The organism is Lonsdalea quercina subsp. quercina (genome assembly GCF_000688655.1).
Taxonomy (GTDB): Bacteria; Pseudomonadota; Gammaproteobacteria; order Enterobacterales; family Enterobacteriaceae; genus Lonsdalea; species Lonsdalea quercina.
In genome coordinates, this window is sequence record NZ_JIBO01000002.1 from 63,260 (window position 1) to 82,742 (window position 19,483).

A 19,483-nucleotide genomic window follows, 5' to 3' on the forward strand; every position below is an offset into this window, starting at 1 on the left:
GTAGAGAGGGGCAAACCGGAGGCTTTCGTTCCGGTCTGCCCAACCCGTTACTCTTCCAGATCACCACAGAAACGGTAACCTTCGCCATGAATAGTGGCGATGATTTCCGGCGTATCGGCGGTGGATTCAAAGTGTTTACGGATGCGGCGGATAGTGACGTCGACCGTGCGGTCATGCGGCTTTAGCTCGCGGCCGGTCATTTTCTTCAACAGTTCCGCTCGGGACTGGATTTTTCCCGGGTTTTCGCAGAAGTGCAACATGGCGCGGAACTCGCTGCGCGGCAGTTTGTATTGTTCGCCATTCGGGCTGATCAGCGAGCGGCTGTTGATATCCAGCTCCCAGCCGTTAAAACGATAGCTTTCCACCAGACGGCGCTCTTCTGTGCCGCCGCCCAGATTCATGGTGCGAGACAGCAGGTTGCGTGCTCGGATGGTCAGTTCACGCGGGTTAAACGGCTTGGTGATGTAATCGTCAGCGCCAATTTCCAGGCCCAGAATCTTGTCGACTTCGTTATCACGGCCCGTGAGAAACATCAGCGCCACGCTGGCTTNTTCACGCAGTTCGCGCGCCAGCAGCAGGCCGTTTTTACCCGGCAGATTAATATCCATAATCACGAGGTTGATATCGTTCTCTGACAGGAGCTGATGCATTTCAGCACCATCGGTGGCTTCGTGAACGATGTATCCCTCGGCCTCGAAAATGCTTTTGAGGGTATTGCGAGTGACTAACTCGTCTTCGACAATAAGAATGTGGGGGGTCTGCATGTTTGCTACCTAAATTGCCAACTGATAATTTGAGAAGTACAAAAGTCTGGATTCTTCAGGCGCTCTAGAAATAATGTTCACCGTCTCACGCGCCAACTGACTCAAGTACGTAAATGCGTTTCGATGCACTTTTCCTCACCCGCAAAGTGTTTTAATGGCTGGTGAGTGGAGGCGCTAAACTCGGCCTCAAATTTTAAAAGTGGCGCACAGTTTAACCTTATTAACAGCAACATAACAGTAAGCACTGATTTCGCCAGCCAGCAAATTTACGGTTCTGTTGACATATATCAAATTTGATTGTAGCACGTTAAAATTTTTGTGAAAAACAGATATGAAAATGTCAATCGAAGTCACATTTTGGCGGCATGTTGAATCGTTTTGCCCAAAAAGTTGTGGAGTTTTTCACCCGAGCGAAGACAGAAAGTGTCCGTAATAGGGTGATACCCATGGTTTTTTATTTTGGATGCGCCATTTCAGTTAATTCATTACGTTGACTATGCAGTGGAAATAAACAAGCAAACTATTGTTGTTTTTGTGTTGCGGTAATGTTTAATTCCTAATTCCATCCCCCTCTTTATTCCTTCGCTTATTACGGCTTTCTTGTTGAAAGCACGAATTCTCCCACTTTTTACAGTGTTTGGCTGACGCCTTTCAGCGGCGCGCAAGTCATGCCTTTGTCATCTCCATTCTGCTATCCGTGATAAATTGTCTCTCACCCCCCGCGTTGCACGGTTTAGCGCGCAAGGGGAAGGTGTTTTGGCGATGCGGTATCTAAAGGGGCAGTCATGCAGTTTCATATTATTTTAGTAGCTCCGGCACGGGCTGAGAATGTGGGCGCAGCGGCGAGGGCAATGAAAACCATGGGGTTCACTCGGCTGCGCATTGTCGATAGCCGCGCGCATCTAGAGCCAGCCGCCCGTTGGGTCGCTCATGGCTCGGGAGATATTCTGGATGGTGTTGAGTCCTTCCCCTCGCTTTCGGCGGCATTGGCTGACGTTGATTTTACCGTCGCCACTACGGCGCGCAGCCGTGCGCGTTATCACTATTACTGCACGCCAGCTGAATTGCAGGGCGTGATGGAAGAAAAACGAAGCTGGGTTTCTTCCGCCGCGCTGGTGTTTGGGCGTGAAGACTCCGGGCTGACCAACGAGGAGCTGGCGCTGGCCGATGTCCTGACCGGCGTGCCGATGCAGGCGGACTATCCTTCATTGAACCTGGGCCAGGCGGTCATGGTGTACTGTCATCAGTTGTCGTCGCTGATGAATGTGCGGTCGGAGAAGGCGCCGATCGCGCAGGCGGGGCAGTTGAACGCGCTGCGTCAGCGTATGGATCGCTTGCTGGTGGATATCGGGGCGGAACAGGATGCCAAACTCAAAGATTGGTTGCATCAGCGCTTAGGCATGCTGGAACAGCGGGATACCGCGATGTTACACATGCTCCTTCACGACATCGAAAAAGCTCTCCCGAAAGAAAATCAGGGGAAATAAGTTTTTTGAAGTCAAATATAAGACTGAGTTATTTTTCATAAACCAATCTGTGGTGGTTGATTAATTTACTGGTTTATCTGTCTGTTTGGCGGTGCGCTGAATGTCGGCTAAAAAACAGAAATCCATTGACTTAGCGGTATGATTGCCCTAACTAATAGGGCCAGTAAAAGTTGATTACGAACGAGATACGACTATTCCATGCGCCCATTTAGCCTGATTACCACGATGATTATTACTATCACCGATACGATGTATTGCGGTGCGGGCTGACGCGTAAAGAAGAATCCAAAAAGGCCCGCACTTCACAGNGCGGGTTTTTTTTTATGGCAGGCGAAATCCTGCCTGCCACAAGCGGCAATCAAGAATGCAGTGGGCGTTTTTGTTGACGGAAATTCAGGAGAACAGAAAAAAATGCGAGTGTTGAAATTTGGCGGGACTTCGGTGGCTAATGCGGAACGATTTATTCGCGTTGCCGACATTATTGAAAGTAATGCTCGGCAGGGACAGGTTGCCACCGTCTTGTCCGCCCCGGCAAAAATTACCAACCATCTGGTTGCGATGATCGAAAAAACCGTTGCCGGACACGACACTGAGACGCATTTTACCGAAGTACAGACGATTTTCTCTTCGCTGTTGTCCGGGTTGGAAAAAACGCAGCCGGGTTTCCCTTACGCACGTCTCAACACGTTGCTCGATCAGGAATTGGCGCTGATCAAGCAGGTACTTCACGGAATCTCTCTGCTGGGCCAGTGTCCGGATAGCGTCAATGCCACCATGATTTGTCGCGGCGAAAAATTGTCCATCGCTATCATGGAAGGCATGTTCCAGGCGCGCGGCTACCAGGTTTCGGTCATTAATCCGGTCGAGAAACTGCTGGCGCAGGGGAATTATCTGGAGTCTACCGTCGATATCGCCGAGTCGACCCGTCGCATCAATGAACAGGCGATCCCCAAGAACGACGTGATCCTGATGGCGGGTTTTACCGCCGGTAACGAGAAAGTCGAACTGGTGGTGCTGGGCCGCAACGGTTCCGATTATTCAGCTGCGGTCCTCGCCGCCTGTTTGCGCGCAGAGTGTTGCGAAATCTGGACCGATGTCGACGGCGTCTATACCTGTGACCCTCGCCAGGTACCGGACGCGAGGTTACTGAAGTCCATGTCGTATCAGGAAGCCATGGAACTCTCCTACTTCGGCGCCAAAGTTCTCCACCCTCGCACCATCGCTCCCATCGCCCAGTTCCAGATACCTTGCCTCATCAAAAACACTGAAAATCCCAAGGCTCCCGGCACGTTGATCGGGCTAGACAGTTCCGACAAACAATATCCGGTGAAGGGCATCACCAACCTCAGCAATATGGCGATGATCAACGTCTCCGGCCCGGGGATGAAAGGCATGGTCGGCATGGCGGCGCGTGTATTCGCCGCCATGTCCCGTTCAGGGATTTCCGTCGTGCTGATTACGCAATCTTCTTCTGAGTACAGCATTAGCTTCTGCGTTTCGCAGAATGAACTGCGCCACGCATGCAAAACGCTGGAAAATGAATTCTATCTGGAGCTGAAAGAGGGCGTGCTCGACCCGCTCGACGTGATCCAGCGTCTGGCTATCATCTCCGTGGTCGGCGATGGCATGCGCACGCTGCGCGGCCTGTCGGCGCGTCTGTTCACCGCGCTGGCCAGCGCGAACATCAACATCGTTGCGATTGCCCAGGGGTCTTCCGAGCGCTCCATCTCCGCCGTAGTCAACAATGACGTCGCCACCATCGGCGTGCGCGTTGCCCATCAGATGTTGTTCAACACCGAGCAGGTGATTGATGTCTTCGTGATTGGCGTCGGCGGCGTCGGCGGGGCTCTTTTAGAACAGATTCATCGCCAACAGCCTTGGCTCAAACAGAAACACATCGACCTGCGCGTATGCGGCATCGCCAACTCGAAAGCACTGTTGACGAATATCAACGGCATCTCGATGGACCATTGGCGCGACGATCTGGCGAAAGCCCGCGAGCCGTTCAATCTGGAAACGCTGAGCCGCCTGGTGAAAGAGTATCACCTGCTGAATCCTGTCATTGTGGACTGCACCTCCAATCAGGCCGTGGCCGATCAGTATGTGGACTTCCTCAAAGACGGTTTCCACGTCGTCACGCCTAACAAGAAAGCCAACACCGGCAGCTTGAGCTATTACCATCAGCTGCGCGATGCGGCGGCTGCGTCTCGCCGCAAGTTCCTGTACGACACCAACGTGGGCGCCGGTCTTCCCGTCATTGAAAACATGCAGAACTTGCTCAACGCGGGCGACGAACTGGTCCAGTTCAACGGGATCCTTTCGGGGTCGCTATCCTTCATCTTCGGCAAGTTGGATGAAGGTATGACGCTGTCGCAGGCCACGCTGCTGGCGAAAGAAAAAGGGTATACCGAGCCGGACCCGCGTGACGATCTTTCCGGTATGGACGTTGCGCGCAAGTTATTGATTCTAGCGCGCGAAGCGGGGTACGAACTGGAGCTGGACGATATTCTGGTCGAATCCGTATTGCCGGACAGTTTTGATGCGTCTGGCGATGTCGCGACCTTTATGGCTCGCTTGCCGGAACTGGACGGCGAGTTCGAACGCCGAGTACTGAAGGCGCGCGATGAAGGGAAAGTGCTACGTTATATCGGTATGATTGAAGACGGGAAATGCAAAGTCGCCATCAGCGCGGTGGGCGGTAATGACCCGCTGTTCAAGGTGAAGGACGGTGAAAACGCCCTGGCCTTCTACAGCCGCTACTATCAACCTCTGCCGCTGGTGCTGCGCGGCTACGGAGCAGGAAATGACGTGACGGCGGCGGGCGTATTCGCCGACCTGTTACGTACCTTGTCATGGAAGGTGGGAGTCTAATCATGGTCAAAATTTATGCGCCGGCCTCCATCGGGAATGTGAGCGTTGGGTTTGATGTGTTGGGCGCCGCTGTTTCGCCGCTAGACGGCTCTTTGCTGGGAGACTGCGTCTCCGTCAGCGCGGCTGATGCGTTCAGCCTGAAGAATGAAGGGCGCTTCGTCAGCAAACTGCCGACAGAGGCTCGCGAAAACATCGTTTATCAGTGCTGGGAGCGTTTCTGTCAGGAAATTGGCGAAACGGTGCCGGTCGCGATGACGTTGGAAAAAAATATGCCGATCGGCTCCGGTCTGGGTTCAAGCGCCTGTTCCGTGGTCGCCGGGCTGATGGCGATGAATGAGTTTTGCGGTAAACCGCTGGATGACCATTGCCTGCTGACGCTGATGGGCGAGCTGGAAGGCCGCATTTCGGGCAGCGTCCATTACGACAACGTCGCGCCGTGTTTTCTGGGCGGCATTCAACTGATGGTGGAAGAGTGCGGGATTGTCAGTCAACCGGTACCGGGATTTGACGACTGGTTGTGGGTGATGGCTTACCCTGGCATTAAAGTATCGACCGCCGAAGCGCGGGCAATTCTGCCGGATAGCTACAGCCGTCAGGACTGTATTCGCCATGGTCGCTATCTGGCGGGCTTTATTCACGCGTGTCACACCGGCCAGGCTGAACTGGCGGCAACGCTGATACACGATGTGATTGCGGAACCTTACCGCACCCAGCTGCTGCCCGGTTTCGCCGCGGCACGGCAGGCGGCGCAGGACATCGGCGCGCTCGCGACCGGGATTTCCGGTTCCGGTCCGACGCTCTTTTCCATCTGCAACGACAGGGCGGTAGCGCAGCGTCTGGCGGACTGGCTGCGGGTAAACTATCTGCAAAATGACGAAGGTTTTGTTCATATTTGCCGTCTGGATACGTCCGGCGCGCGACAATTGGGATAACGCATGAAACTGTACAATCTGAAAGATCATAACGAACAGGTCAATTTTGCTCAGGCGATACGACAAGGCTTAGGAAGCCAGCAAGGTCTGTTTTTCCCGCTGGATCTGCCGGAGTTTGATCTGACGGCGATCGATGAGCTGCTGGAGCAGGACTTCGTGACCCGCAGCAGCCGTATTTTGTCGGCCTTCATCGGCGACGAGCTGCCGCCTGAAACGGTTTACCAGCGGGTCAAGGCGGCGTTCGCTTTTCCTGCGCCGGTGGTGCCGGTCAGCGAAGATATCGCGGCGCTGGAATTGTTCCACGGTCCGACGCTGGCCTTTAAGGACTTCGGCGGCCGCTTCATGGCGCAGATGCTGGCGGAAGTCGCCGGCGATCAGCAGATCACCATTCTGACCGCGACTTCCGGGGATACCGGCGCCGCGGTGGCGCATGCCTTCTACGGTTTGGAAAACGTGCGCGTCGTTATCTTGTATCCGCGCGGTAAGATCAGCCCGCTGCAGGAAAAACTGTTCTGTACGCTGGGCGGCAACATCCATACCGTTGCCATCGACAGTGACTTCGACGCCTGTCAGGCGTTGGTGAAACAGGCGTTCGACGATCAGGAACTGAAGGACACGATCGGTCTGAACTCGGCTAACTCCATCAACATCAGCCGCCTGTTGGCGCAGATTTGCTACTACTTCGAAGCCGTCGCGCAGCTGCCTCAGGAAGCGCGCAATCAGCTGGTGGTCTCTGTCCCGAGTGGAAACTTCGGCGATCTGACCGCCGGCCTGCTCGCCAAGTCTCTGGGCCTGCCGGTAAAACGTTTCATCGCCGCGACCAATGCGAACGACACCGTGCCCCGTTTCCTGCAGAACGGAACATGGCAGCCTAAACAGACGGTTGCCACGTTGTCGAATGCGATGGACGTCAGCCAGCCGAACAACTGGCCGCGCGTGGAAGAGCTATATCGCCGTAAAAACTGGCAGTTGAATACGCTGGGTTTCGGTGCGGTCAGCGACGACACCACCAAGGAGACGATGCACGAGCTGGAAGCGCTGGGCTACACCTCTGAGCCTCATGCGGCCATTGCCTATCGTTTGCTGCGCGATCAACTACAGCCTGGAGAGTTCGGTTTGTTCCTGGGAACGGCGCATCCGGCGAAGTTCAAAGAGAGCGTGGAAGAGATTCTGGGCAAAACTCTGGAACTGCCCGCCGCGCTGGCTGAGCGCGCCGATCTGGAACTGCTGTCCCACAACTTTGGTCCTGACTTTGCTCCGTTGCGTAAGTTCCTGATGGAACTGCCGCGTTAAAGCACATCGCAACCCATCGTGAGGCGATCCTTCTCCTTACGAGGGTTGCGAAAGTCCGGCGGCATTGCAGGCATCAGGCCAGCAGGCCCGCGCCGCCGGATGGCTGACTGATATACAGCGTGGGTTGCAGGCCGGTCAGGCGCGGGTACTCCCGCTCAATCACTAAGCTGATATCGCGCGTCATTTCTGAAGGCACCAGCGCGACGACACAACCCCCGAAGCCTCCTCCCGTCATCCTTGCGCCGCCCGTATCGCCGACCTCGTCCTGAATCAGTTTCGCCAACGTATCCACGGGCGGGACCGTGATGTCAAAATCATCGCGCATGGAAAGATGCGATTGTCTCATCAGCGTAGACAGTCTCGGCATGTCGCCTGCGGTCAGCGCCTCGGCGGCGGACAGCGTGCGGGCGTTTTCCGTGATGACGTGACGAGCGCGGCGCATGGCAAGATCGTCCAGCCCCGTTTTTTCCTGCTCGAACCGATCGAGAGAAACATCCCGCAGCGCGGCGACGCCGAAGTGACGCGCGGCCGCTTCGCACTGCTGCCTGCGCAGGTTGTACTCGCTGTCCACCAGACCACGATGGACGTTGGAGTGCACAATCATGACGGCGATCCCGGCGGGCATTTTCACCAGCGAGTGATCCAGCGAACGACAGTCGATCAGCAGGGCATGACCGGCGCGTCCCTGAGCCGAAATATACTGGTCCATAATGCCGCAGCTACAGCCGACGAACGCGTTCTCCGCCTGTTGCCCATTAAGCGCAAGCTCAAGCTGGCTGAGCGACAGTCCGTTCAACGCCTTAAAGGTCTGACCGATGGCGACTTCCAGCGACGCCGAGGAGCTTAATCCTGCGCCGGTGGGGACGTTGCCGACGATCGCCATATCCAACCCGGTCAGGTTGACGCCGCGCATCAACAGATATTTCACCGTCCCACGGACGTAGTTAGCCCAACCAAAGGTAGGATGCGGCACGATATCCTGAGCCAGTTCGAACTCATCCTGTTGTTGATCGTAATTGATGGCGACGACCCGGATACGGCTATCATAGCGTGGGCGGGCGGCGATCACGGTTTGATAATCAATCGCGCAGGGCAGGACAAAGCCCTCGTTATAGTCGGTGTGTTCGCCGATTAAATTGACGCGCCCCGGCGCCTGGACGAAGGCGGCCGGCGCAAACCCGAAGGTCTGCTGGAAAACCGCGTCTGCGGTCGTTTTCAAGTGGGTGATGTGGGTTGTCATCAGTCGGCCTCAGACGTGTTCGCGAAAGTGAATGTCGCTGACCGCGCGCAGGCGTTCCGCCGCCTGCTCTGCCGTCAGATCGCGCTGGGCTTCCGCCAGCATTTCATAGCCCACCATAAATTTTCGGATGCTGGCGGAACGCAGTAGCGGCGGATAGAAGTGCGCATGTAACTGCCAGTGGTCGTGGCTTTCCGCGGTGAAGGGGGCGCCGTGCCAGCCCATAGAATAGGGAAATGAGCACTGAAACAGATTGTCGTAGCGGCTGGTCAGTTTTTTCAGGGCGAGCGCCAGATCGTCGCGCTGTCGCTCGTTCAACTGCGGCAACCGCCGAACGGCGAACTTCGGCAGCAGCAGCGTCTCAAACGGCCACGACGCCCAGTATGGGACTACCGCCAGCCAGTACTCGGTTTCCACCACCGTGCGTGCGCCCGCCTGCTGTTCGCGTTGCATGTAGTCGAGCAACATCGGGGTGCCGTACCGCGTCAGATAGTCGCGTTGCTGCTGGTCTTCAATTAATGCCTCGTTAGGCAGAAAATCATTGGCCCAGACCTGCCCATGCGGATGCGGGTTGGAACAGCCCATCATCGCGCCTTTATTTTCGAACACCTGCACCCACGGATACCGCTCTCCCAGTTCCGCGGTCTGATCGCTCCAGGTATCAATCACGGCCCGCAACGCGGGAAGGGGGNGCAGGGGAAGTGTCTTGCTGTGGTCAGGGGAGAAGCAGATCACGCGGCTCAGTCCTCGGGCGTCACTCATCTGAAACAGGGGATCGTTGCCTGACGGGACATCCGGGGTATCCGCAAGCAGCGCCGAAAAATCATTGGCGAAGACAAACGTGCCGGTGTAGTTGGGGTTGGTTTCCCCTGAAATACGGGGGTTTCCGGCGCACAAATAGCAGCTCGGATCGTGGACGGGTGGCGTCGTCAGATCGGGACTATCCTGCTGTCCTTGCCAGGGCCGTTTGGCGCGATGCGGCGAGATCAGCACCCAGTCGCCTCTAAGAGGGTTGAAGCGTCTGTGTGGGTGTTCTGTAGGTTCAAACAACATCATGGACGACTCCTGTGTCATCACCGGGACCGACGTGCCGTAGCACCGTGCGTTGGTCCGCTTTTGGACTGGATAAACCCCTAAACTATGTAATCAGTTACACTTCATTTTAAATAGGAAGAATCGAGTAATTTCGGGATTTGTAGGAATGTATTTTTGTTGTCTTTTTACCTTTGGTGTAACCGGTTACCCTATTTAAGCAGCGACGGGGCATTTTGTGAAGTGCTGTGAGAGAGAAGGACCGTGACGGCGATCGCGTAAACGTAGCGCTGTTGGTTGAGGNTCCCTGGAAGGTCGCAGGCTTAGGGCGAAAGCGGTATATTGAGCGGCATGGCGAGCGCTGTGTGCCGCCCCGTAATAGGCAATGACGTCAATGAGTGTGCCGCAGCACGCCGTTACGTATACAGGAATGTGATATGGCTACCATAAAGGATGTTGCCCGTTTGGCGGGTGTCTCAGTTGCGACAGTTTCCCGTGTGATTAATGACTCCCCCAAGGCCAGCGTGGCGTCGCGTGAGGCCGTGACTCAGGCGATGGTGGCGCTGCGGTATCATCCTAACGCCAACGCGCGCGCGCTGGCGCAGCAGAGCGCCGAGACGATGGGACTGGTGGTGGCGGATGTCTCCGATCCCTTTTTCGGCACGATGGTAAAAGCGGTTGAACAGGTGGCTCAAAGCGCCAGAAAGTTTCTGCTCATCGGCAATGGTTATCACAATGCTGAGCAAGAAAAACAGGCGATCGAACAGCTCATTCGCCACCGTTGTAGCGGTTTGGTGGTCCATGCGAAAATGATCGCTGACGATGAGCTGGCGATATTGATGGACCATATTCCGCATATGGTGCTGATCAATCGGGTGCTTGAAGGTTATGAACATCGTTGCATCGCGTTGGACGATCGTCAGGGCGCCTTTTTATCCACGCAGCATTTGATTCAGTCAGGCCATCGGCGCATCGGTTTTCTGTGCTCGAACCATCCTATTTCCGATTCCATCGACCGTTTGAAAGGGTATAAAGAGGCGTTGGCTAAACATCAAATTACCTACGATGAACGGCTGGTGGCGCGTTCCACGCCGGACGAAGCGGGCGGCGAAATGGCGATGACGATCCTGCTGAGTCGCGGCGGCAATATGAGCGCGGTGGCCTGCTACAACGATTCGATGGCGGCTGGGGCGCTTTCGGTGCTGGACGATAACGGCATCGCGGTGCCGCAGGCGATGTCGCTGGTAGGATTCGACGACGTACTGATCGCCCGTTATTTGCGTCCGCGTCTGACGACGATCCACTACCCTGTATCGGCCATGGCGGTGCAGGCCGCGGAGCTGGCATTAGCGCTGTTTGAAGACAGAGAACCGGCGGAGTCAACGCATCTGTTTCACCCAACGCTGGTGAGGCGTCAGTCGGTCGCGGCGCCGTCCGAGCCATGTTGATGCCGTGGTCTAACGTGCTCGATAGGGGAGATAGTCCTCTATCCCCGGTTTGAGTATCGCGCCATGGCCACCGCTGCAACGCCTCTTTATCTTGATACGTCGCTCTGAACGCCTTATTGGAGGTGTGATCCAGAACCCCCTGGATGGCGGTAATACTCGCTAGTCCGGCGTTTCCAACGCAAAGTGGCGGTATGATAAAACCGGATGTCGGCATCCGGAATGGCGTCGGCGAGGCGTTTCAGGATTGCCTGACCGACGATGCCAGCGTCGTCTCCTGGTTCAAGGCTGTCAGACAACTCCCTGGCGATTTTTCGAATTTCCCTGCCAGCCTTGCTGCAAGGACTGGAGCGTTAAGAGCGACGACGGGTCGGATGACTGTGTTGGACGGGGGCGGAGGTGTACATCCCAAATGCTTCCACTCACGGCGGCAGAGGGCGGCGAACCGTGGTCCGCCGGCGGCTTCATCTTTGCCTATGCACGCTCTGCGCGTTTGAAGACCAGCTCGTCCGCTGACGACGCCTCGGCGGCAAAGCCGTATCCCTCAAGATCGAATTCTTTCAACTGTTCCGGTTTCGTGAGCTGGTTCTGGATGATGAAACGGCTCATCAACCCGCGAGCTTTTTTGGCATAGAAACTGATCACTTTATATTTGCCGTTTTTCTCATCCAGAAAGACCGGTTTGATAATGCGTGCATTGAGTTTCTTTGGCTTCACGGACTTGAAGTATTCGTCGGAGGCGAGGTTGATCAAAATGTCGTCGCCTTGCGCTTCCAGCGCCTGATTCAGCGTGCCGGTAATGGTATCGCCCCAGAACTGATACAGATTATCACCCGCCTGATTTTTGAGTTTGATGCCCATCTCCAGCCGGTAAGGCTGCATTAAATCCAGCGGCCGCAGTACGCCGTACAGTCCGGAAAGAATACGCATGTGTTGTTGAGCGAATGAAAAATCACGATCGCTGAAGTCTTCAGCCGCCAGGCCGGTATAAACGTCGCCTTTGAACGCGAGCAGCGCCTGGCGTGCATTATCCGGCGTAAAATGGGGCTGCCAGTCGTTGAAGCGCGCCGCGTTGAGTCCGGCCAGTTTGTCGCTGATGCCCATCAGAGAGGATATCTCCGCAGGAGTCAACGTCTTGCAGCGTTCGATGAGCTGGGACGAACGCTCCAGCAGTTCTGGCTGAGAATGACGCGTTGTCGGGAGGGGGCTGGTGTAGTCCAGCGTTTTAGCCGGAGAAATCGTGATAAGCATGAGCAGGTTCCCTGTGATTTCATTGCGCAATTTTAATAGCACTAATGTAGCAAAAAACGGGCTGACGCCGGGGAAGGAAAGGGCGATGGTTGCGACAGGGGAGGTTAATTAACGCGTCTAACTGGAGATTTTTCTCGTTTTTATATCCACAGAGACGAAAATGTTATTCGCGATTATTTTCATTTTTCTTATTGATTTACAAGGTTAAAATAATAAGAAAACCTAGAGGTAAGCCCATTGTCGGGCCGTCTTGCGTGGGGTTTCGCGCATGTTATCATCAATTTCTGGCGACGGCACCCTGCCACCAGTTCATGTACTAACAATGAGAAAGGCCAACATGACGGATAAACTGACTTCCCTACGCCAATACACTACGGTGGTGGCTGATACCGGTGATATCGCGGCAATGAAACTGTACAAGCCGCAGGATGCCACCACGAACCCTTCTTTGATTTTGAATGCGGCCCAGATCCCGGAATATCGCAAACTGATTGATGACGCCGTGAACTGGGCGCGTCAGCAGAGCAACGACCCGGCTCAGCAGGTAACCGACGCCTCCGACAAACTGGCTGTGAACATCGGGCTGGAAATTTTGAAGCTGGTTCCCGGCCGTGTTTCCACCGAAGTGGATGCTCGACTGTCCTATGACACCGAAGCCAGCGTGGCGAAAGCGAAACGTTTGATCAAACTCTACAACGATGCCGGGATCGACAACGAACGTATCCTGATCAAACTGGCTTCTACCTGGCAGGGCATCCGAGCGGCGGCGCAGTTGGAAAAGGAGGGCATCAACTGCAACCTAACGTTACTGTTCTCCTTCGCTCAGGCCCGCGCCTGTGCGGAAGCGGGCGTGTTCCTGATCTCACCGTTCGTGGGCCGTATTCTCGACTGGCACAAAGCCAACGGCGAACAGCAGACGTTTGAACCGCAGGAAGATCCGGGCGTTATCTCGGTGAGTGAAATTTATGATTACTACAAATCTCACGGCTACGAAACGGTGGTTATGGGGGCAAGCTTCCGTAACAGCGGTGAAATTCTGGCGTTGGCGGGCTGTGACCGTCTGACCATTGCGCCTGCTCTGCTGAAAGAGCTGGCGGAAGCGGAAGGTAGCGTCGAACGCAAACTGTCTTATAGCGGAGAGATTCAGGCGCGTCCGGCTCCGCTAACGGAATCCGAGTTCTATTGGGAGCATAACCAGGACCCGATGGCCGTGGATAAATTGGCGGAGGGGATCCGCAAGTTTGCCGTCGACCAGGGCAAGCTGGAAAAAATGATTGCCGATCTGCTGTAAGACGGCAAAGGCAGTAAACATTTCCTACGGCCAGCTATCGCTGGCCGTTTATTTTTCAACACGGTTACGGCTTTTCTTCGCAGCGTATAACTTGATGTCGGCCCGATTAATGACTTGTTCCAACGTTTCTTCGCCAGCCGCGTATTCCACTAAACCAATACTGACGGAGAGATGACGTTTGGATAATTTGTCGTATGTCATTTCGTGGATCGCAAGGCGAATCCGTTCCGAGACTCTGTAGGCGTTATCCAACGTCGTATTCGGTAATATCACCGCGAATTCGTCGCCGCCCAAACGCCCCAAAATATCGCCTCTGCGAAAATAGTTTCGGGTAACGTCAGCGACATCTTTCAAGGTTTCATCACCCGCGGCATGGCCTAGCGTATCATTAATTTTCTTGAAGTGATCCAGGTCGATCAGCAGGACGCACAGCGGTTGTCGTTGCTGGGTGGCATTGCGCATGACTTTATTAGCGGCATGGTAAAAGGCATCTCTGCGCAGGCAGCCGGTTAGATCGTCGTAACGCGCGATGGCCGGTAGTTCAATCAGGTACTTTTTTATCAACAGCGCCAGCATCGTCCCGAGAAAAGCGCCAAATAGGCTGATGCTAAGCAGCGCCACCAACGAACTGAGAGAGGAAAATACGGATCTGAATACAGGCGGTCCACTCAATGTGGCAAACCGGATACGGATACCCACCAGATCATCTGTGGACGACAGTAGAGGAAGTACGGACGTTAACTGATCTTCCTTGTTCAACTCCCCTACGGTAGGCAGTTTGCTCTGGCAGACGCGAGCGATCGACTTTTCACTCAACGTGATATCAAATGACGAGAGTCGGTGAATACACTCTTTGACGACATCGTTACTTCGGAAAGAAAGAATAATCACTCTGGAGAAGAGCGATTCACCATTTTTATAGCTATGGTCGCTTTCTACAAGTCCATTACCATTATTAAATGATTCATAGATCTGAATGATATTATCGAAATAGCGTTTTTCTTCCTGCCAATTCTTTCGCTGCGTGTTCAGCAGAATGCAGGCAGTAATGAGAAATGAGACTATACCAAACAGGATGAACGCGATCGGTGTATGGGATAGGGTTTTTAAAACATTGCGTTGGAATTTATTCATTCAGACATCTTATTCGAATTAAATCATTCACCTGGAATAGTTATGCAGGACAATCATAAGTAATATTGAAGAGAAACATTGTTCGCGATACCGCTCGCCAGCGCAGTATCGCGAGACCGCTATTTTGGCGGTTTTATTCTCAAGTGTCAGTAGTTGGCGATAATATATTATCGCATTCTCGAATTCATTTTTTGTCGCATGGAGTTGACCCAAACGCGCCCTCATTCGTCGACAGAAAAATGAAAAAGCAATGAAGTCGTGGTGGGTATTTCCTGATAGCCCACCAGGGCTATTTTAGAGGGTGCTATTGACGTTGGGCTGATAAAATGAGCTTTTCCGAGACAATAAAGGTAGGCACGAGGTCATTATGAACAGTTTGCGCATTGGGTTAGTGTCGATTTCTGACAGGGCATCCAGCGGCGTTTATCAGGATAAAGGGATCCCGGTACTGGAAACGTGGCTTTCACAAGCGCTGACGACGCCGTTTGAGATACAGTCGCGCCTGGTACCGGACGAGCAAGCCCTGATCGAACAGACGCTGTGCGAGCTGGTGGATGAATCCGGCTGTCACCTGGTGCTGACCACTGGCGGAACCGGCCCGGCCCGACGCGATGTGACCCCTGATGCCACGCTGGCGGTCGCCGACCGGGAGATGCCGGGATTCGGCGAACAGATGCGGCAGATCAGCCTGAAATTCGTTCCGACGGCAATACTGTCGCGTCAGGTGGGGGTAATTCGCAAACAGGCGTTGATTCTGAACCTGCCGGGCCAGCCCAAGTCGATTCAAGAGACGCTCGCAGGCCTGAAGGATGATGCGGGTCATGTCATCGTTCCGGGGATTTTCGCGAGCGTTCCCTACTGTATTCAACTGCTGGAAGGTCCCTATATTGAAACCGATCCTCAGGTCGTGGCCGCTTTCCGTCCTAAAAGCGCGCTTCGCGAGTGACCGCAATGCGTTCGGCGCTCGCTCGTCATAAGAATTAGATGGGGCTGGCTGACGTGAATTTGTCGGTATAGTCATGGTTTAGTAAGGAAACGACAGCGCCTTGATTCAATGGCGCACAGCGCGGTCATTATGGATAATGCATCTCATCGGCAGTTGAATCGACAAGATTACAAAACCCTTTCTCTGGCGGCGCTGGGTGGCGCTTTGGAGTTCTACGATTTTATCGTGTTCGTCTTCTTCGCGCCGGTGATCAGCCAGCTTTTCTTCCCGGCCGATATCCCCGAGTGGCTTCGCCAGCTGCAAACGTTCGGCATTTTCGCCGCGGGCTATCTGGCCCGGCCGCTGGGCGGGGTCGTCATGGCTCACTTTGGCGATCTGGTTGGGCGTAAAAAGATGTTCAACCTGAGCATCCTCCTGATGGCGTTGCCGACGCTGGGCATGGGCTTGTTGCCGACCTACGCAACGATAGGCATTGCCGCTCCGGCGTTGCTGTTGCTGCTACGTTTATTGCAGGGGGCTGCTATCGGCGGCGAGGTGCCTGGCGCCTGGGTCTTTGTTGCAGAGCACGTGCCGCCCAAACGCATTNGCATCGCCTGCGGAATTCTGACGTCGGGCCTTACGCTGGGCATTTTAGTGGGGTCGCTGCTGGCGTCAGTGCTGAATACGTTGATGTCTCCGGAGCAAATTCTGTCCGCCGGTTGGCGCATTCCGTTCTTTATCGGCGGCCTTTTCGGTTTTATTGCGATGTATCTGCGGCGTTGGCTCAAAGAAACCCCCGTGTTTGTCGCAATGCAGACACGCAAACAGCTGGCGAAAGAGCTGCCGCTCAAATCGATCATGCAGGCGCACAAAAAGTCGGTGGTGTTATCGATGATGCTGACCTGGCTGTTGTCGGCGGGGGTGCTGGTCGTGGTGCTGATGTCGCCCACCTATTTGCAGCAGGTTTACGGGATTGCCCCCGCGCTGACCCTACAGGCAAACAGTCTTGCGACCGTGATGCTGATGTTAGGCTGCATTGTCGCAGGCGGTATTGCAGACCGGCTGGGACTGGGCGTGACTTTCATCGGCGGCAGTCTGCTGCTGGCCGCCTGCAGCGGGGTATTTTATACCCATGCGGCGGATAGCACGGAAATCCTGTTCGTCAGCTATGCGCTGGCCGGATTCAGCGTCGGCGTGACGGGGGTGGTGCCGTGCGTGATGGTGCGTGCTTTTCCCCCTGCCGTGCGATTTTCCGGCATTTCATTGTCTTACAATATCGCCTACGCGATTTTTGGCGGACTGACGCCGATTTTGGTGACGTCCTTGATGAAACTGACGCCGCTGGCGCCCGCACTGTACGTCCTGTTCCTGTCGATGGGCGGGGTGCTGATAGGCGGCTATCTGCTGCGTTGTATGCGCGGAAAAGAACAGAGCGAAGATTTCTTTGCAAGCGAAGCGCCATCTTATTTCTCCGAACGCGAATAAATCGTCTCGCACGTCGTCACTCAACGTATCGGCGTTCACTGGTCCTATCTCTGACGGAGAAATTGTTCTCCTTCGGCGACAAAACCGCGGGAAAAGCGCGCTCAAGCGCGGCGCCAGAAGGCGGCTTGGCGCCTTTCTTCTGTACACAGAAAAAGCAAAATAGCAAAAGAATGGTTTTTTTTACCAACTAGCCCTTGATGCTGGCATTGTCGTCCCCATCTATGAGTCATCGAGAACAGTTTGACCGAATACGGCATGGTATTGCGGGGAGTTGAAAACTCATCCGCGGCCCACATAGTAGGTTGAACTACCACAACCGAATATGACTTTTAGTGGAGATGTTTAGATGGGTAAGATCATTGGTATCGACTTGGGAACAACCAACTCTTGTGTTGCGATTATGGATGGTACGAAGGTTAAGGTACTGGAAAACAGCGAGGGCGATCGCACCACGCCTTCCATCATTGCTTATACGCAAGACGGTGAAACTCTGGTTGGCCAACCGGCTAAACGTCAGGCGGTGACCAACCCTAAAAACACGCTGTTTGCTATCAAGCGTCTGATTGGTCGTCGTTTCCAGGACGAAGAAGTCCAGCGTGACACCAACATCATGCCGTACAAAATCATCGGCGCCGATAACGGCGACGCTTGGCTGGAAGTGAAAGACCAGAAATTGGCTCCGCCGCAGATTTCCGCCGAAGTTCTGAAGAAAATGAAGAAAACGGCTGAAGATTATCTGGGCGAGGCCGTCACTGAAGCGGTGATTACCGTACCGGCTTACTTCAACGATGCTCAGCGTCAGGCGACTAAAGACGCCGGCCGTATCGCAGGTCTGGAAGTCAAACGTATCATTAACGAACCGACCGCTGCCGCTCTGGCCTACGGTTTGGATAAAGAAGTCGGCAACCGTACTATTGCGGTTTATGACTTGGGTGGCGGTACGTTTGATATCTCCATCATCGAAATCGATGAAGTAGAAGGCGAAAAAACCTTCGAAGTACTGGCGACCAACGGNGACACCCACCTGGGTGGCGAAGACTTCGACAGCCGCCTGATCAACTACCTGGTTGACGAGTTCAAAAAAGAGCAGAACTTCGATCTGCGCAATGACCCGCTGGCCATGCAGCGTCTGAAAGAAGCGGCAGAAAAAGCGAAAATCGAGCTGTCTTCCGCACAGCAGACCGACGTTAACCTGCCGTACATCACGGCTGACGCTTCTGGCCCGAAACACCTGAACATCAAAGTGACTCGCGCCAAACTGGAATCGCTGGTAGAAGATCTGGTCACGCGTTCTTTAGAGCCGCTGAAAGTGGCGCTGCAGGATGCCAAACTGTCTGTTTCTGACATCAACGACGTGATCCTGGTTGGTGGTCAGACCCGTATGCCGATGGTGCAGAAAAAAGTGGCTGACTTCTTCGGCAAAGAACCGCGCAAAGACGTTAACCCGGATGAAGCTGTGGCTATCGGTGCTGCCGTACAGGGCGGCGTGTTGTCTGGTGATGTGAAAGACGTACTGCTGCTGGACGTTACCCCGCTGTCTCTGGGTATCGAAACCATGGGCGGCGTAATGACTTCGCTGATTGCCAAGAACACCACGATCCCGACCAAACACAGCCAGGTGTTCTCTACGGCGGAAGACAACCAGTCTGCTGTGACGATCCACGTACTGCAGGGTGAACGTAAACGTGCTCAGGACAACAAATCCCTGGGCCAGTTCAATCTGGACGGCATTCAGCCGGCGCAGCGCGGCGTACCGCAGATCGAAGTTACCTTCGACATCGATGCCGATGGTATCCTGCACGTGTCCGCGAAAGACAAAAACAGCGGTCGCGAACAGAACATCACCATCAAAGCGTCTTCCGGTCTGAACGAAGACGAAATCCAGAAGATGGTGCGTGAAGCTGAAGCCAACGCGGAATCTGACCGTAAGTTCGAAGAACTGGTTCAGACCCGCAACCAAGGCGACCACCTGCTGCACAGCACGCGTAAGCAGCTGGAAGAACTGGGCGACAAACTGGCTGCCAGCGACAAAACGGCTATCGAAGACGCGCTGAAAGCGCTGGAATCTTCGCTGAAGTCTGAAGATAAAGCAGACATCGAAGCGAAAATCCAGGCGCTGGCTGAAGCCTCCACCAAACTGCTGGAAGCATCTCAGCAGCAGGCTCAGCCGGAAGCCGGTGCCGCTGGCGGTGAAAGCGCGGACCGTAAAGACGACGATGTCGTTGATGCGGAATTCGAAGAAGTCAAAGACAAAAAATAATCGCCCTTGAGCGGGCGCGGCAGCGGTAAATGTTACCGCTGTCGGCAAGGNAATCAGCACGGGCGTCGGGGAAACT

General features: G+C 54.6%; 15 protein-coding genes and 1 other annotated feature. Of the genes, 10 read left to right on the plus strand and 5 right to left on the minus strand.

Features of this window, described 5'->3' with window-relative positions:
• Positions 1-47: 47 nt before the first annotated feature.
• The gene (arcA, locus tag RZ35_RS01070) at positions 48-764 is read right to left on the minus strand and encodes a two-component system response regulator ArcA (RefSeq protein ID WP_026741639.1); all 717 of its coding nucleotides are present in this window, start codon (positions 762-764) and stop codon (positions 48-50) included.
• A gap of 785 nt (positions 765-1,549) precedes the next feature.
• On the opposite strand from arcA, the gene RZ35_RS01075 reads away from it, so the two are divergent.
• The 5 genes from RZ35_RS01075 (at position 1,550) to thrC (ending at position 7,347) form a co-directional block, all read left to right on the plus strand.
• Entirely contained in the window at positions 1,550-2,251 is a 702-nt protein-coding gene (locus RZ35_RS01075; protein WP_026741640.1) for a tRNA/rRNA methyltransferase, read from the plus strand.
• 198 nt (positions 2,252-2,449) lie between these two features.
• Positions 2,450-2,521, plus strand: a complete 72-nt coding sequence (gene thrL / locus RZ35_RS18550; RefSeq protein ID WP_139171492.1) for a thr operon leader peptide — start codon at positions 2,450-2,452, stop codon at positions 2,519-2,521.
• Positions 2,457-2,575: a sequence feature (Thr leader region), on the plus strand. (Overlaps the previous gene by 65 nt.)
• Positions 2,576-2,662: 87 nt before the next feature.
• Entirely contained in the window at positions 2,663-5,122 is a 2,460-nt protein-coding gene (thrA, locus tag RZ35_RS01080; protein ID WP_026741641.1) for a bifunctional aspartate kinase/homoserine dehydrogenase I, read from the plus strand.
• Positions 5,123-5,124: 2 nt separating this feature from the next.
• Positions 5,125-6,054 carry a homoserine kinase gene (gene thrB / locus RZ35_RS01085; RefSeq protein ID WP_026741642.1) on the plus strand — a complete coding sequence of 310 codons (930 nt, stop codon included), beginning with the start codon at positions 5,125-5,127 and terminating at the stop codon, positions 6,052-6,054.
• A gap of 3 nt (positions 6,055-6,057) precedes the next feature.
• Positions 6,058-7,347: a threonine synthase gene (thrC, locus tag RZ35_RS01090; protein ID WP_026741643.1), complete on the plus strand. Its 1,290-nt coding sequence runs from the start codon at positions 6,058-6,060 to the stop codon at positions 7,345-7,347.
• A gap of 73 nt (positions 7,348-7,420) precedes the next feature.
• Here the strand turns inward: thrC and galK are convergent, their stop codons facing one another.
• A complete protein-coding gene (galK, locus tag RZ35_RS01095; RefSeq protein WP_036152353.1) occupies positions 7,421-8,587 on the minus strand; it encodes a galactokinase in 1,167 nt (388 codons plus the stop codon).
• 9 nt (positions 8,588-8,596) lie between these two features.
• Positions 8,597-9,640 (minus strand): UDP-glucose--hexose-1-phosphate uridylyltransferase, encoded by a 1,044-nt coding sequence (locus tag RZ35_RS01100; protein ID WP_026741645.1) that lies wholly within the window; start codon positions 9,638-9,640, stop codon positions 8,597-8,599.
• A 413-nt stretch (positions 9,641-10,053) separates the two neighbouring features.
• On the opposite strand from RZ35_RS01100, the gene galR reads away from it, so the two are divergent.
• A complete protein-coding gene (galR, locus tag RZ35_RS01105) occupies positions 10,054-11,064 on the plus strand; it encodes an HTH-type transcriptional regulator GalR (RefSeq protein WP_026741646.1) in 1,011 nt (336 codons plus the stop codon).
• Between the two features lie 471 nt (positions 11,065-11,535).
• Here galR and yaaA read toward each other — a convergent pair whose 3' ends face one another.
• A complete protein-coding gene (yaaA, locus tag RZ35_RS01115; protein ID WP_026741648.1) occupies positions 11,536-12,312 on the minus strand; it encodes a peroxide stress protein YaaA in 777 nt (258 codons plus the stop codon).
• A gap of 337 nt (positions 12,313-12,649) precedes the next feature.
• Between yaaA and tal the strand changes: the two genes are divergently transcribed.
• Positions 12,650-13,603, plus strand: a complete 954-nt coding sequence (gene tal / locus RZ35_RS01120) for a transaldolase (RefSeq protein WP_026741649.1) — start codon at positions 12,650-12,652, stop codon at positions 13,601-13,603.
• A 48-nt stretch (positions 13,604-13,651) separates the two neighbouring features.
• Here tal and RZ35_RS01125 read toward each other — a convergent pair whose 3' ends face one another.
• Complete coding sequence (locus RZ35_RS01125; protein WP_026741650.1) at positions 13,652-14,737, minus strand: GGDEF domain-containing protein; 1,086 nt, start codon at positions 14,735-14,737, stop codon at positions 13,652-13,654.
• Positions 14,738-15,104: 367 nt separating this feature from the next.
• Between RZ35_RS01125 and mog the strand changes: the two genes are divergently transcribed.
• The 3 genes from mog (at position 15,105) to dnaK (ending at position 19,407) form a co-directional block, all read left to right on the plus strand.
• Complete coding sequence (gene mog / locus RZ35_RS01130; protein WP_026741651.1) at positions 15,105-15,683, plus strand: molybdopterin adenylyltransferase; 579 nt, start codon at positions 15,105-15,107, stop codon at positions 15,681-15,683.
• 129 nt (positions 15,684-15,812) lie between these two features.
• Positions 15,813-17,147 carry an MFS transporter gene (locus tag RZ35_RS01135; protein WP_051625435.1) on the plus strand — a complete coding sequence of 445 codons (1,335 nt, stop codon included), beginning with the start codon at positions 15,813-15,815 and terminating at the stop codon, positions 17,145-17,147.
• Positions 17,148-17,493: 346 nt separating this feature from the next.
• Positions 17,494-19,407 carry a molecular chaperone DnaK gene (dnaK, locus tag RZ35_RS01140; protein ID WP_026741652.1) on the plus strand — a complete coding sequence of 638 codons (1,914 nt, stop codon included), beginning with the start codon at positions 17,494-17,496 and terminating at the stop codon, positions 19,405-19,407.
• Positions 19,408-19,483: the final 76 nt, after the last annotated feature.